Origin of the sequence: Streptomyces sp. NBC_00249 (assembly GCF_026342355.1) — a bacterium.
Classification (GTDB): domain Bacteria; phylum Actinomycetota; class Actinomycetes; order Streptomycetales; family Streptomycetaceae; genus Streptomyces.
On sequence record NZ_JAPEMV010000004.1, the window covers coordinates 614092 to 626330 of the forward strand.

The 12239-nt window shown below is 71.7% G+C and carries 16 protein-coding genes and 1 tRNA gene; 3 read left to right on the plus strand and 14 right to left on the minus strand.

Annotated elements, in window-relative coordinates; genetic code table 11:
- Positions 1–5: 5 nt before the first annotated feature.
- The 10 genes from OOK31_RS21180 to OOK31_RS21225 form a co-directional block, all read right to left on the minus strand.
- Positions 6–860: a hypothetical protein gene (locus tag OOK31_RS21180; protein ID WP_267088845.1), complete on the minus strand. Its 855-nt coding sequence runs from the start codon at positions 858–860 to the stop codon at positions 6–8.
- A gap of 62 nt (positions 861–922) precedes the next feature.
- Positions 923–1762, minus strand: coding sequence for an RNA polymerase sigma factor SigF (locus OOK31_RS21185; RefSeq protein ID WP_267088846.1), 840 nt, complete (start codon positions 1760–1762; stop codon positions 923–925).
- A gap of 233 nt (positions 1763–1995) precedes the next feature.
- Positions 1996–2964, minus strand: coding sequence for an RNA polymerase sigma factor SigF (locus OOK31_RS21190; protein ID WP_267088847.1), 969 nt, complete (start codon positions 2962–2964; stop codon positions 1996–1998).
- Positions 2965–3196: 232 nt separating this feature from the next.
- Positions 3197–3358 carry a hypothetical protein gene (locus OOK31_RS21195; RefSeq protein ID WP_164720920.1) on the minus strand — a complete coding sequence of 54 codons (162 nt, stop codon included), beginning with the start codon at positions 3356–3358 and terminating at the stop codon, positions 3197–3199.
- Between the two features lie 396 nt (positions 3359–3754).
- Positions 3755–4045 (minus strand): hypothetical protein, encoded by a 291-nt coding sequence (locus tag OOK31_RS21200; protein WP_267088848.1) that lies wholly within the window; start codon positions 4043–4045, stop codon positions 3755–3757.
- An 80-nt stretch (positions 4046–4125) separates the two neighbouring features.
- A tRNA-Ser gene (locus OOK31_RS21205) sits at positions 4126–4213 on the minus strand.
- Between the two features lie 59 nt (positions 4214–4272).
- Positions 4273–4701, minus strand: coding sequence for a tRNA adenosine(34) deaminase TadA (gene tadA / locus OOK31_RS21210; RefSeq protein WP_267088957.1), 429 nt, complete (start codon positions 4699–4701; stop codon positions 4273–4275).
- A 62-nt stretch (positions 4702–4763) separates the two neighbouring features.
- Positions 4764–5318, minus strand: coding sequence for a hypothetical protein (locus OOK31_RS21215; RefSeq protein WP_267088958.1), 555 nt, complete (start codon positions 5316–5318; stop codon positions 4764–4766).
- Between the two features lie 202 nt (positions 5319–5520).
- Complete coding sequence (locus OOK31_RS21220) at positions 5521–5727, minus strand: hypothetical protein (RefSeq protein ID WP_267088849.1); 207 nt, start codon at positions 5725–5727, stop codon at positions 5521–5523.
- Positions 5728–5872: 145 nt separating this feature from the next.
- The gene (locus tag OOK31_RS21225; protein ID WP_267088850.1) at positions 5873–6847 is read right to left on the minus strand and encodes a universal stress protein; all 975 of its coding nucleotides are present in this window, start codon (positions 6845–6847) and stop codon (positions 5873–5875) included.
- A 202-nt stretch (positions 6848–7049) separates the two neighbouring features.
- Between OOK31_RS21225 and upp the strand changes: the two genes are divergently transcribed.
- Positions 7050–7685 (plus strand): uracil phosphoribosyltransferase, encoded by a 636-nt coding sequence (gene upp / locus OOK31_RS21230; RefSeq protein WP_267088851.1) that lies wholly within the window; start codon positions 7050–7052, stop codon positions 7683–7685.
- Positions 7686–7701: 16 nt separating this feature from the next.
- Here upp and OOK31_RS21235 read toward each other — a convergent pair whose 3' ends face one another.
- Both OOK31_RS21235 and OOK31_RS21240 read right to left on the minus strand, forming a co-directional pair.
- Positions 7702–8421, minus strand: a complete 720-nt coding sequence (locus OOK31_RS21235) for a LytR C-terminal domain-containing protein (RefSeq protein ID WP_267088852.1) — start codon at positions 8419–8421, stop codon at positions 7702–7704.
- A 79-nt stretch (positions 8422–8500) separates the two neighbouring features.
- A complete protein-coding gene (locus tag OOK31_RS21240) occupies positions 8501–8797 on the minus strand; it encodes a type II toxin-antitoxin system VapB family antitoxin (RefSeq protein WP_008740979.1) in 297 nt (98 codons plus the stop codon).
- Between the two features lie 105 nt (positions 8798–8902).
- Here OOK31_RS21240 and OOK31_RS21245 point away from each other — a divergent pair, with 105 nt between their 5' ends.
- Entirely contained in the window at positions 8903–10474 is a 1572-nt protein-coding gene (locus tag OOK31_RS21245) for a helicase HerA-like domain-containing protein (protein ID WP_267088853.1), read from the plus strand.
- Between the two features lie 98 nt (positions 10475–10572).
- Positions 10573–11505 carry a glucose-6-phosphate dehydrogenase assembly protein OpcA gene (gene opcA / locus OOK31_RS21250; RefSeq protein ID WP_267088854.1) on the plus strand — a complete coding sequence of 311 codons (933 nt, stop codon included), beginning with the start codon at positions 10573–10575 and terminating at the stop codon, positions 11503–11505.
- Here the strand turns inward: opcA and OOK31_RS21255 are convergent.
- Positions 11454–11927, minus strand: a complete 474-nt coding sequence (locus tag OOK31_RS21255; protein ID WP_267088855.1) for a cupin domain-containing protein — start codon at positions 11925–11927, stop codon at positions 11454–11456. The genes opcA and OOK31_RS21255 overlap by 52 nt on opposite strands.
- Before the next feature lie 106 nt (positions 11928–12033).
- Positions 12034–12228 (minus strand): antitoxin, encoded by a 195-nt coding sequence (locus OOK31_RS21260; RefSeq protein ID WP_267088856.1) that lies wholly within the window; start codon positions 12226–12228, stop codon positions 12034–12036.
- Positions 12229–12239: the final 11 nt, after the last annotated feature.

Below are 12239 nucleotides of genomic sequence, written 5' to 3' on the forward strand. Positions count from 1 at the left end.
CCCGCTCAGCTCCAGGTGGCGCTGACGTTCCGCGTCTCCACGTGCATGCCGAGGGGGACCCGCCAGGACTCCACGCAGACCGTGTAGGTCTGGGTCTTCGACGTGCCGCCCGCGACGGGCGCCGGCAGGGCCTGGGTGGTGGTGATCGTGGCCCAGTCGATGCCGAGGGCGCCGATGATGTGCGTCGCGAAGCTGACCGTGACCGAACGGGCCGCCGTGGAGCCGGTGTTGGTGAAGGTGACCGTGACGCGTTCGCACCAGCGGTCGGACGCCGCCGCGCGGGCCGGGGAGCTGAGGGCGATCCGGGCCGGGGTGGCGGGCGGCGCCGGGGGCGTGGTGCCGGGCGCGGTCGGGGTGCCGGGGCGCGTGGGCGTGCCGGGCTGAGTCGGCGGGGTTCCGCCGCCGGAGCCGCCGCCGGAGCTGCCCGTACCGCCTGAGCCTGAGCCTGAGCCCGAGCCTGCGCCGCCGCCCGAGCCCGAACCCGCGCCCCCCGTGCCGCCCCGGTCCGGTGGTGCCGCCGGGTCCTGCGGGGTGCCGGGGGCGGGGGCGGAGCCGCCGGGCGGGGTGGTGGTCGCTCCGCCCTGGGCGGAGCTCCCGGGTGCCGGGGACCCCGGCGCGCCGGGCGGCGTAGAGGTGGAGGAAGAGACCGAGGACGAGGCCGGGCCGCTGGGCGGCAGGGGCTGGTACTCGACGCCGGTGCCGGGCGCCACGTTCTCCCCCGGGCCCCGTTCGGGGCCGGCGGCGGCCGCGCCCACGGCGGCGTAGCCGTCGGGTGTCCGGTCGCCGCAGCCGGTGAGGGCGGCGGCGCAGGCCCCGGCGCACAGGGCGAGGGCGAGCGCCGCGCGAGATCCCGTTCGCATCGCGCCAGTTTTCCTGACGCTACGTCAAATAGGAACCCCGCGCGAGGCGTTCGCCTCCCGCGTCACTCCCCGATCAGGCCCACGCGCAGCTGCGCGAGGGTGCGCGTCAGCAGCCGGGAGACGTGCATCTGGGAGATGCCGACCTCCTCGCCGATCTGCGACTGGGTCATGTTGGCGAAGAACCGCAGCATGATGATCTGGCGTTCCCGGGGCGGGAGTTTGGCCAGCAGCGGCTTCAGCGACTCCCGGTACTCGACGCCCTCGAGCGCGGTGTCCTCGTACCCGAGCCGGTCGGCGAGGGAGCCCTCGCCGCCCTCGTCCTCCGGAGAGGGTGAGTCGAGGGAGGAGGCGGTGTAGGCGTTGCCGACGGCGAGACCGTCGACGACCTCCTCCTCGGACACTCCGAGCACGGCCGCGAGCTCGGGCACGGTCGGGGACCGGTCCAGCTTCTGGGCGAGTTCGTCGCTGGCCTTGGTCAGCGCGAGGCGCAGCTCCTGGAGCCTGCGCGGGACGCGGACGGACCAGGATGTGTCTCGAAAGAATCGTTTGATCTCGCCCACGACGGTCGGCATCGCGAACGTCGGGAACTCGACGCCGCGTTCGCAGTCGAAGCGGTCGATCGCCTTGATCAGGCCGATGGTGCCGACCTGGACGATGTCTTCCATCGGCTCGTTGCGGCTGCGGAAGCGGGCCGCCGCGTAGCGCACGAGCGGCAGGTTCAGCTCGATCAGGGTGTCGCGTACGTACGCCCGTTCGGGGCTGTCCGCGTCCAGGGCGGCGAGTCGCTGGAAGAGGGTGCGGGAGAGGGTGCGGGTGTCGATGGCTTCCGAGCGGTCGGACACTGCCGGCGCTTCGCGCTTGACGAGCGTGAGCACCTTGGAGCTGCCCTGGTCTACGGACATGCCACCCCCTTGAGGTCGCGGACGGTCGCGCTTCTCTGCGCGCCCGTCGGAGGAACGCAGCCTCCACCTGAATACCGGAGGCGGGGCTGCGGCAAACGCGGTTCCAGCAGAATGTCACATGTCGGCAACACGCTGTAGCGTCATGTCGACAAGTATCTCCAGCGACAGAGCGCGCACCGAGCGGAATGAGCCGTTTCTGTAGGGAAACGCTGAAAACCCTCCACCCGATCCGGTTAGGCCTCGATCCTGTTTGCGGATCTCAGACGGGCGAAGCTCCGGGCGAGCAGCCGGGACACGTGCATCTGCGAGACGCCGAGCTCGGCGCTGATCTGCGACTGCGTCAGATTGTTGTAGTACCGCAGGAGGAGGATCCGCTGCTCGCGCTCGGGCAGTTGTACGAGCAGGTGCCGTACGAGGTCACGGTGCTCGACGCCGGCCAGCTCGGGGTCCTCGTAGCCGAGCCGGTCGAGCAGCCCGGGCATGCCGTCGCCCTCCTGGGCGGCTTCGAGCGAGGTTGCGTGGTAGCTCCGCCCGGCCTCGATGCAGGAGAGCACCTCGTCCTCGCCGATGCGCAGCCGCTCGGCGATCTCGGCGGTGGTCGGGGTGCGGCCGTGGAGGGTGGTGAGGTCCTCGGTGGCGGCGTTGACCTGCACCCACAGCTCGTGGAGGCGGCGCGGGACGTGGACGGTGCGGACGTTGTCCCGGAAGTAGCGCTTGATCTCGCCCACGACGGTCGGCATGGCGAAGGTCGGGAACTGCACGCCGCGCTCGGGGTCGAAGCGGTCGATGGCGTTGATCAGGCCGATGGTGCCGACCTGGACCACGTCCTCCATGGGTTCGTTGCGGCTGCGGAAGCGGGCGGCCGCGTACCGCACGAGGGGGAGGTTGGCCTCGATGAGGGCCCCGCGCACCCGGTGGTGCTCGCTGGTGCCCGGCTCCAGGCCCTTCAGCTGCCCGAAGAGGACCTGGGTGAGGGCCCGGGTGTCGGCGCCGCGGGTGCTCTGCGACCTCGGGGGGAAGGGCGCGGTGTGCGCGGGCGGGGCGGCCTGCGCGGCCGGCCCGGTCGGGGCCGCCCCGGCGGCCGGGGAGGCGCCGGGAGGGTTGCCGGGGGAGGTCCCCGGAGAGGCGCCCGGAGAGGCACCGGCAGGGGCGGCCGGGGGCTCTTCGTGCGGCTCCTGACGGAGGTCCTGCTGGGGAGGCACCTGAGGCGCAGTACTGGCCGGCACGGTCACGCCACCCCTTCAGTCAACTCATCCGTCAAAAGCGGTCATAGCATCACAAGAGATGTGGACTGTGTGCAAGCACCGTATATCGCCGTGTTGAGGGCAAGTTGGGCATAGTGGGGCAATTTCTTCAACAGGTGGGAACGCAAAAGACCCCCCACCCGTCGGAGTGGGGGGCCGGGAAATCCGGAAGCCGCTTCAGCGTACGGGTTCAGTTCACCAGTTCGGTGATGAACTCGCCGATGCCGGAGGCGGCATCCGATATGCCTTGGAAGCCTATTCCCACCATCTCGGCCGCCCGCTTGGGCTGGGTGATGATCACGAAGAGGACGAACACGGTGAGGACGCCCGTGATGAGCTTCTTGGTGTCCATGAACGGTGTCGGCCTCCCCAACCGGTACTGCGAAGTCGGGTGAGTCTAACCGGTCAAGTTCGGACACTCACCTGACCTTTAAGGACCAATGACCCGGCGGTCCGGGCCCTTTGCCGGTGTGCCTCCGGTTGCGGGAGGCGCAGGATTGAACACGAGCCCACCGGTTCTGGCAGGAAATCGGTGGGTGAGGGACAGGGCCTCACTGCGGGGTCCGAGCCGCAAGCTTCCCCCCTGACTGCGGCTCGGACTGGCAGGTTCCGTCCTCAACGGGGGAAGTGGCTTGTCCCCCCGATGCCACTTCCCCCGTCCCACACGTCGAAGGTCCCGACTCCGGTCGGGGCCTTCTTCGCGTTGTCCGCCGAAATCCGTCCCCGGATCGCCGAAATCCGTCCGGATCTACTCCAGGCCGCCGGCCAGGTCGGTGATCGGCTGGACGGGTGCGATGACGGGGCCGAGCTGCTCCGGCAGGGTCATCAGCTGGTTGAGCTGGTTGGCCCCCTCGCTGACCTTCGCGCCGATCTCCTGCACGGAACGCGGCTGCGCGCCCGCCGGCATGCCCGGGGTGGCCGTCGGCAGGTCCGGGAGGGTGAGCGGGGCGATGGGCGCGGCGGTGGCGGCGGGTGCGGCGAGGCCCGCGGCGGCCCCCGCGAGGGCGAAGGCGGCGAGCATGCGCTGGGTCTTGGTCATGCCGTGACAACGGCCGAGCGGGCGGCCGGTCACGGCGGGCACGCACGAGAGCCCCGGTTCGTACGAACCGGGGCTCTCATTGGCGGTGGTGGAGGGATTTGAACCCCCGATGGGTTGCCCCATACTCGCTTTCGAGGCGAGCTCCTTCGGCCACTCGGACACACCACCGAGAGAGATCCTAGCCCAAGGTGGGGAGTACTTTGCAAATCCGCAGTACGTGGCCCTGCTCACCGTTCCCGGAAGAAGTCGGTCAGCTGCCGCGCGCACTCCCGCTCCAGCACCCCGCGGATCACCTCCGGCCGGTGGTTGAGCCTGCGGTCCCGTACGAGGTCCCAGAGCGACCCCGCCGCGCCCGCCTTCTCGTCCCCCGCGCCGTAGACGACCCGGGCCACCCGGGACTGCACGAGCGCGCCCGCGCACATCACGCACGGCTCCAGCGTCACCACCAGGGTGCACCCGGTGAGCCGCCACTCCCCGAGCCGGGCGGCCGCCCGGCGCAGCGCCAGTACCTCGGCGTGCGCCGTGGGGTCGCCGGTGGCCTCCCGCTCGTTGTGCCCGGTGGCGAGGAGGTCCCCGGCCGGGCCGAGCAGGACGGCACCGACCGGCACGTCGCCGGCCGGTACCGCCATGGCGGCCTCCTGGAGCGCCAGGCGCATGGAGTCCCGCCAGGGATCCCGTACGGGATCGGGGTCGTACGTGATGTCGTGCGCGGTGGTCACTAGCGGACGGCCTCCAGTACCTCGGTGGCGCCGAGCGCGTCGGCGATCTCCGAGAGGGCGTCTCCGTCGAGGGTCATCAGTTCCTTGTGGCCGACGCCGAGGTCGTCGAGCAGGCGGGGGTCGCCGAGGGGGCCGGCGGTCACCGGTTCGGCGCCGGACGCCGGCTCGTGGTGGTCGGATTCGTCGTCGTCCTCGTCCGTGAACGCGGTGAGGGGTTCGTCCTCACCGTCCTCGGTGCCGTCGAGGTCCAGTTCGTCGAGTTCGTCGTCCTCCTCGTCGCTGCCCAGCAGCTCTTTGGTCAGCATCGATCCGTAGGAGCTGCGGTCGGCGGCGGAGGCGTTCGACACGAAGTACCGAGGGTCCTCCTCTCCGTCCACGCGGACGACGCCGAACCAGGCGTCCTCCTGCTCGATGAGGGCGACCACCGTGTCGTCGTCGACAGCGGCGGCACGGGCGAGATCGATCAGATCACTGAGGGACTCGACGTCGTCGAGTTCCAGGTCGCTCGCTTCCCACCCGTCTTCGGTGCGCGCGAGCAGTGCGGCGAAATACACCGTGACTCTCCCACTGGTCATAGGCGTGCCGGTTGGAGGTCCCCCCGGCCGGAGGTTGGGGCGGAACGGCCTGACGCTCGCTGTTCCGTACCCCGCCCAATCGGCATCGTGGCAGAAACAGCGGCTTTGCGAGAGGTCTTCCGCGCGGCGGCCGTGTCGCGGCGCCGGTCAGGGCGCCGATCACGCCGTCGACACGTACCCCTCACCAGCGGAACGTACGCATCCGCATCTGCTGGCGCATCCGTGCCGCCCGGGCACGCCGGGGCTGGACCCGGTCACGCAGCTCGCGGGCCTCGTGCAGGTCGCGCAGGAACTGGGCGCGGCGCGCCCTGCGCTGCGCCGCCGTCTCCGGCGCCGCGTCCGGTTCGCTCCCGTCTGTCGTCGTGTCGCTCGGCTGCGTCTTGGGCATCGGCCACCACCCAGGCTGGTCGTCCTCCTCCGCCGGCGCGAAGCAGACCCCCCTCGCCTCCACCTTCCCCCGGTCGGCGGGATTGATGCCACCCCCGTGCAGATCGACCCAGGTCAGAGGCGGGGTGGCGGCGCGGGCGAGGGATTCAGGCCACGTCGTCCCCGTCGGGCAGGGTCGGTACGACGGCCACCGGGCCGTGCGCGTGCTGGAGCAGGGCGTGGGCCACCGAGCCGATGAGCAGGGCGCGGCGGCGCGGGTGGTGGCGTCCTACGACGACCAGCGCGGCGGTGCGGGACGCGGTCACGAGCCGCCCCGCGGCGTCCCCGGGCACCGCGGCCTGTTCGACGGGCACGTCCGGGTAGCGCTCGCGCAGCGGGGCCAGCCGTTCGCTCTGGGACCGCAGCATCTCCCGTTCGGCCGGGACCGCGTCCCCGTCGCCGGCGAGGGCCTCGGGCGGGATCACCGCGAAGGGGCTGTCGATCACCATGGTCGGCCCGGGCGGGATCGCGTACGCGGAGACCACCTGGACGGCGGTGCCCCGTGCGGCGGCTTCCTCGAAGGCGAAGGCGAGCACGTTCTCGGGGGTCTCGGCGGCGTGCAGCCCGAGCACCACCCGCCCGGCGGAGGCCGCGGAGCCGTCCCCGGAGTCCCCGGAGGCGCCGGAGCCCCCCGCGTCCCGCTCGGCGTGCGGGACCACCACCACCGGGCAGGTCGCGGTGGTGGCGACGGCGCGGCTGCTCGACCCGAGCAGCAGGGCGGCGAAACCGCCGCGCCCCCGGGAGCCCATGACCAGCATCAGCGGGCCGATCTCGGCGCCGACCGCCCGCAGGGCCTCGGGCACGGACCCCTCCAGGGCCTCGTAGCGCACCTCGCGGGGCAGCGCGGGGGCGGCGTCCAGGACGGCGCGCACGCGGTCGCTCACCGGGTCGGCGTACTGCTGCGGCTCGTTCGGGTCGTGCAGGGCCGAGCGGCGGCCCGCGTACAGCTGGGAGGCTTCGGGCAGGACGTGGGCGACCATCAGGGCTGCGCCGCGGCGCAGGGCGGCCGTCCGGGCCCATTCCAGGGCGCGCAGGCTGTGCTCGGATCCGTCGACGGCCGCGATCACCACTGCGTTGCTCATCAGTCAAGGGTGCTGGGCACGGCCGCGGCCCGCATCCCGGGGCTCCGGGGCGCACGCCGGGGTCTCGGCGACGCGGGGACGCGCGGGGGTCCTCCCAGCGCGTAGCCTTTTGGTGCAGGTCGCGACGTGCGGCCGTTTGCGCAGGTAGCAGGGTCACAGGTCACAGGTCGAAACCCGGCTGAGTCTTGTCTTGGAGGATGTTGTGCGTTTGCAGGTCGTCGATCACCCCTTGGTGGCGCACAAACTGACCGCCCTGCGCGACAAGCGCACCGACTCCCCCACCTTCCGCCGGCTCGCCGACGAGCTGGTGACCCTCCTCGCCTACGAGGCCACCCGCGACGTGCGCACCGAGCAGCACGACATCGAGACCCCGGTCGGCCCGACCACCGGCGTCAAGCTGTCGTACCCGCGCCCGCTGGTCGTCCCGATCCTGCGCGCCGGTCTCGGCATGCTGGACGGCATGGTGCGGCTGCTGCCGACCGCCGAGGTGGGCTTCCTGGGCATGGTCCGCAACGAGGAGACCCTCGAGGCCTCCACGTACGCGACGCGCATGCCCGAGGACCTCTCGGGCCGCCAGGTGTACGTGGTGGACCCGATGCTGGCCACCGGCGGCACGCTGGTCGCCGCGATCCGCGAGCTCATCAAGCGCGGCGCCGACGACGTGACCGCCGTGGTGCTGCTGGCCGCGCCCGAGGGCGTCGAGATCATGGAGCGCGAGCTGGCGGGCACGCCGGTGACCGTGGTGACGGCCGCCGTGGACGAGCGGCTCAACGAGCACGGCTACATCGTCCCGGGCCTGGGCGACGCGGGCGACCGCATGTACGGCTCGGCCGAGTAGCCCAGACCCTCGGGTTTCAGCAGGTCGCGGCGGGCGCGGGCACGGGGTTGGCCAGGACGGCCAGCGCCGCGTCCGCGTCCGCCTTCGGCTTCAGCTCCTTGAAGGAGTCGCCCAGGATCAGGTCGATCTCCGCGCCTTCGCGGGTGTCGGTCTGCTGGGTGGTCCCGTCGAGCTGGGTGGCGAGTACGGAGTAGGCCGCCTTGTCGGTCTTCGGGGAGCCGAGCAGTATCCCGGGCCCGGGGACCTTCTTGTCGAAGTCGGCGGGGGCGTTGCCGACGTGGCCGATGACGAAGCCGCGGGCGTGCAGTTCGTCGCCGACGGCCTTGGCGAGGCCGGCGCGGGGGGTCGCGTTGTAGACGTTGACGGTGATCTGGCCGGGCTGGGGGAGTGCGGGGGCGCCCGAGGCGGCCGGGCCGGGGTTCGGACCGGCGTTCGGATCAGATTCCGCTTCGGCGGCGGGTGCCGATGCCACATTGGCCACCTTGGCGGGCACGGCGGGTTTCGCCGATGCCGTCGGGCAGTGCTTGCCCGCCACCGCATTCCGCTTGTCGCCGTTGTCGCCTCGGAACACGTCGATGAGCTGCAGCGCCCCGTAGCCGAGCAGGGCCAGCGCGAGGACCGACCCGAGCACGGCGAAGACGATCTTCCTACGCCGCCGGGGCCGGCTCATGCGGGGGTAGGCAGCTCCTGTGACGCGGTACTTTCCGCCCATGCCGGGGGGAGTGAGCATGCTCATGGGCGCAGCGTAGTGCCGTACCGGAACGATGCCTACTAAATGATCTGTTGATCGGGTAAGGCAGACCCGAAAGGCGCAATCAGTCCATTTCCAGGACGCGCGCGTGCAGCACCTGCCGCTGCTGGAGGGCGGCGCGGACCGCGCGGTGCAGTCCGTCCTCCAGGTAGAGGTCGCCCTGCCACTTCACGACGTGCGCGAAGAGGTCGCCGTAGAAGGTGGAGTCCTCGGCGAGGAGGGTTTCCAGGTCCAGCTGCCCCTTGGTCGTGACGAGCTGGTCGAGCCGGACCGGGCGCGGGGCGACGTCCGCCCACTGCCGGGTGGTTTCCCTGCCGTGGTCGGGGTACGGCCGCCCGCTTCCGATGCGCTTGAAGATCACACGGAAAGCCTACCGGGCCCGCGCCTCCGGGCGCAGCCTCGCGCCGTTGGTGCAAAAGTGGCAGACGGCATGAATTCGGTGAGTTCGGCAGCGCGGGAGTGATGCATGAGTCAGAGCGCCGACCCTTCCGTCCCGGCCGACAAGATCGCCGCCGGGTACGCCTTCACCGGCCCCGCCCTCGACCTGGGCGCCCTCCTCTGGGACGGACAGGTCCTGCCCCGACGGCAGATCCGCATCCCGCTGTCGATGCTCAACCGGCACGGCCTCGTCGCCGGGGCCACCGGCACCGGCAAGACCAAGACCCTCCAGCTGATCGCCGAGCAGCTCTCGGCGAACGGCGTGCCCGTCTTCCTCGCCGACATCAAGGGCGACGTCTCGGGGATCTCCGCGCCGGGCGTGGCGAACGAGAAGGTCCAGGAGCGGGCGAAGGACGTCGCCCAGGACTGGCAGGCCACCGGCTGCCCCGCCGAGTTCTACGCCCTCGGCGGCATCGGCACCGGGATCCCCGTCCGCGCGACCGTGACCGCCTTCGGCCCGGTGCTGCTGTCGAAGGTGCTCCAGCTGAACCAGACGCAGGAGCAGTCCCTCGGCCTGATCTTCCACTACGCCGACACCAAGGGCTTGGAGCTCATCGACCTCAAGGACCTGCGGGCGGTCGTCGCCTTCCTCGTCTCCGACAAGGGAAAACCCGAGCTCAAGGGCATCGGCGGACTGTCCACGGTGACCGCCGGGGTGATCCTGCGGGCGCTGACCGCCTTCGAGCAGCAGGGCGCCTCCGAGTTCTTCGGCGAGCCCGAGTTCGACACCAGCGAGTTCCTGCGTACGGCCGCCGACGGGCGCGGGACCGTCTCCGTACTGGAGCTCCCGGCGGTGCAGGACAAGCCGCAGCTGTTCTCCACCTTCCTGATGTGGCTGCTGGCCGACCTGTACACCGACCTGCCGGAGGTCGGGGACCTGGAGCGGCCGAAGCTGGTCTTCTTCTTCGACGAGGCGCACCTCCTCTTCAACGGCGCCTCCAAGGCCTTCCTGGAGTCGATCACCCAGACCGTGCGGCTGATCCGCTCCAAGGGCATCGGCGTGTTCTTCGTGACGCAGACCCCCAAGGACGTACCGGCGGACGTCCTGGCCCAGCTCGGCAACCGGGTCCAGCACGCCCTGCGCGCCTTCACCCCCGACGACGCGAAGGCACTGAAGGCGACGGTGAAGACCTTCCCCCACTCCCCCTACGACCTGGAGGAGCTGCTCACCCAGCTCGGCACCGGCGAGGCGGTCGTCACCGTCCTCAGCGAGAACGGCGCCCCGACCCCCGTCGCCGCCACCCGGCTGCGGGCCCCGCAGTCGCTGATGGGACCGGTCGAGGCGGCCGCCCTGGAGCAGGCGGTCAAGGCCTCCCTGCTCTACTCCCGTTACGCGGAGCCCGTCGACCGCGAGTCGGCGTACGAGAAGATCAGCGCCGAACAGGCGGCCGCCGAAGCCGAGGCGGAGGCGGCGGCCGCGGCGGCGGAGGCCGAGAAGGAAGCGGCGCGGGCGGCGCGCAGCGCCCCGAAACCGGACCCCTCGCTGGCCCAACAGGTGGTGGGAAGCGGGCTGTTCCGCTCACTGGCCCGCTCGATCGGCACCCAACTGGGCCGGGAGATCTCCCGCTCCGTCTTCGGCACGGCCCGCCGCCGCCGCTGATCGCTCCCCTCCCCGCGCATACCGGCCGATGACTTCTTCGAGGCGGAATCGAGCGAACCGGTTGCCGCCGGTGCGGTGCGCGCTGACAGACTCGGGGCATGCGGACCGAACTCACCGACACCACTTCCAGCAAGGTCGACCGGGCCCTCCTCGAAGCCCGACGGGCCGTCGGCAGCCCCACCATGGGGCTGGTGCTGACCCTCGTCGTGGTCACCGACGAGGAGAACGCCTACGACGCCGTACGCGCGGCCTCCGAGGCCTCGCGCGAGCACCCGTGCCGGATCATCGCGGTGATCAAGCGGACCTCGCGCGGCCCGCACCGGCTGCGCCAGACCCGCCTCGACGCCGAGCTGCGGGTCGGCTCGGACGCCGGCTCCGGGGAGATCGTGCTGCTGCGCCTGCACGGCGAACTCACCTCGCAGGCCGGGTCGGTGGTGCTGCCGCTGCTGGTGCCGGACGCCCCCGTGGTGGCGTGGTGGCCGGCCGACGCCCCCGCCGACCCGGCCCGCGACGAGCTGGGGGTCCTCGCGCAGCGCCGGATCACCGACGCCCAGGCGGCCGCCGACCCGGTCGGTGTGCTGGCCGAGCGCGCGGCCTCGTACGCCCCCGGCGACACCGACCTGGCCTGGACCCGGCTGACGCCGTGGCGTTCGCTGCTGGCCGCCGCCTTCGACCAGAAGCCGCTGCCGGTGACCGGCGCGGCCGTGGAGAGCGAGGCCGACAACGCCAGTGCCGAGCTGCTGGCGCGCTGGCTGGAGGACCGGCTGAAGGTGCCGGTGCAGCGGGTGGTCACCGACGGGCCGGTCATCACCCGGGTCCGGCTGGAGACGACCGCCGGGGAAATCAGGGTGGACCGGCCCGCCGGTGTGCTGGCCTCGCTGGTACTGCCCGGCTGGCCCGACCGGAAGGTCGCCCTGAAGATCCGCAGCAACGCCGAGCTGATCGCGGAGGAACTGCGCCGGCTCGACGCCGACGAGGTCTACGCGTCGGCGCTGCGCGGGCGGCCCGCCCAGGCCTCGCTCTCGGCGTAGTGGTTGTCGTAGGTGGGCTGGCTGTCGATGATGTCCTGCACGGTGGCCTCACCGGCGCGGACCCGGCCGAGGAGCCGGTAGTAGTCGAAGCGGCCCATCCCCGGGGTGAAGCCGACGAACACCTCGGCCGTGCGGCCCGCGGCCGGGGCGAAGGCGTGCTTCACGCCGGGGGCGATGCTGATGAAGTCGCCCTTGGTGAGGGTGAGGACCTCGTCGCCGACGAGGACGTCGAGGGCGCCGTCGGTGACGTGGAAGAACTCGGTCGCCTTGGTGTGGAAGTGCACGGGCGCACCGGCGGCACCGACCTCGAAGCTCGCGGTGTTGCAGGTGAGTTCGTCGGTGTCGGTGAGCAGCGTGATCAGGCTCCCCGGCCCGTCGGAGATGATCTCGGCATAGGAGGCGCGGGTCAGATTCTCGGTCATGCCGCCGACTCTACGATCGCCCCCCTGACCAGCACGGACCGGGTACCCCGAAGTCCGTCAACTCCCTCCGGCCCGACGCCGATCCGCCCGAACCGCCGGCCCGGCGCTACGGCTGGGGCGGGCCGTCCTGCTCGCGGTCGCGTGCCAGCTGTTCCTTGAGCTTTTCCTGGGCGGTGTCGACCTGGCCGCTGTACTTGCCCTGGGTCTTCTCGTCGACGAAGTCGCCGGCTTTGTCGACGCCCTGTCCGGCCTGTTCCTCGTGGCCCTTCAGTATCGCCTTGAGCTTGTCCATCATCGACATGGTGGCTCCTT

Coding starts and splice junctions, on each gene's coding strand:
- OOK31_RS21235 (WP_267088852.1), bottom strand. CDS start 8,421: ATGAGCATGCTCACTCCCCCCGGCATGGGCGGAAAGTACCGCGTCACA.
- opcA (WP_267088854.1), top strand. CDS start 10,573: ATGCGGACCGAACTCACCGACACCACTTCCAGCAAGGTCGACCGGGCC.
- OOK31_RS21245 (WP_267088853.1), top strand. CDS start 8,903: ATGAGTCAGAGCGCCGACCCTTCCGTCCCGGCCGACAAGATCGCCGCC.
- OOK31_RS21195 (WP_164720920.1), bottom strand. CDS start 3,358: ATGGACACCAAGAAGCTCATCACGGGCGTCCTCACCGTGTTCGTCCTC.
- OOK31_RS21180 (WP_267088845.1), bottom strand. CDS start 860: ATGCGAACGGGATCTCGCGCGGCGCTCGCCCTCGCCCTGTGCGCCGGG.
- OOK31_RS21200 (WP_267088848.1), bottom strand. CDS start 4,045: ATGACCAAGACCCAGCGCATGCTCGCCGCCTTCGCCCTCGCGGGGGCC.
- OOK31_RS21185 (WP_267088846.1), bottom strand. CDS start 1,762: ATGTCCGTAGACCAGGGCAGCTCCAAGGTGCTCACGCTCGTCAAGCGC.
- OOK31_RS21260 (WP_267088856.1), bottom strand. CDS start 12,228: ATGTCGATGATGGACAAGCTCAAGGCGATACTGAAGGGCCACGAGGAA.
- OOK31_RS21220 (WP_267088849.1), bottom strand. CDS start 5,727: ATGCCCAAGACGCAGCCGAGCGACACGACGACAGACGGGAGCGAACCG.
- tadA (WP_267088957.1), bottom strand. CDS start 4,701: ATGCGCCTGGCGCTCCAGGAGGCCGCCATGGCGGTACCGGCCGGCGAC.
- OOK31_RS21255 (WP_267088855.1), bottom strand. CDS start 11,927: ATGACCGAGAATCTGACCCGCGCCTCCTATGCCGAGATCATCTCCGAC.
- OOK31_RS21225 (WP_267088850.1), bottom strand. CDS start 6,847: ATGAGCAACGCAGTGGTGATCGCGGCCGTCGACGGATCCGAGCACAGC.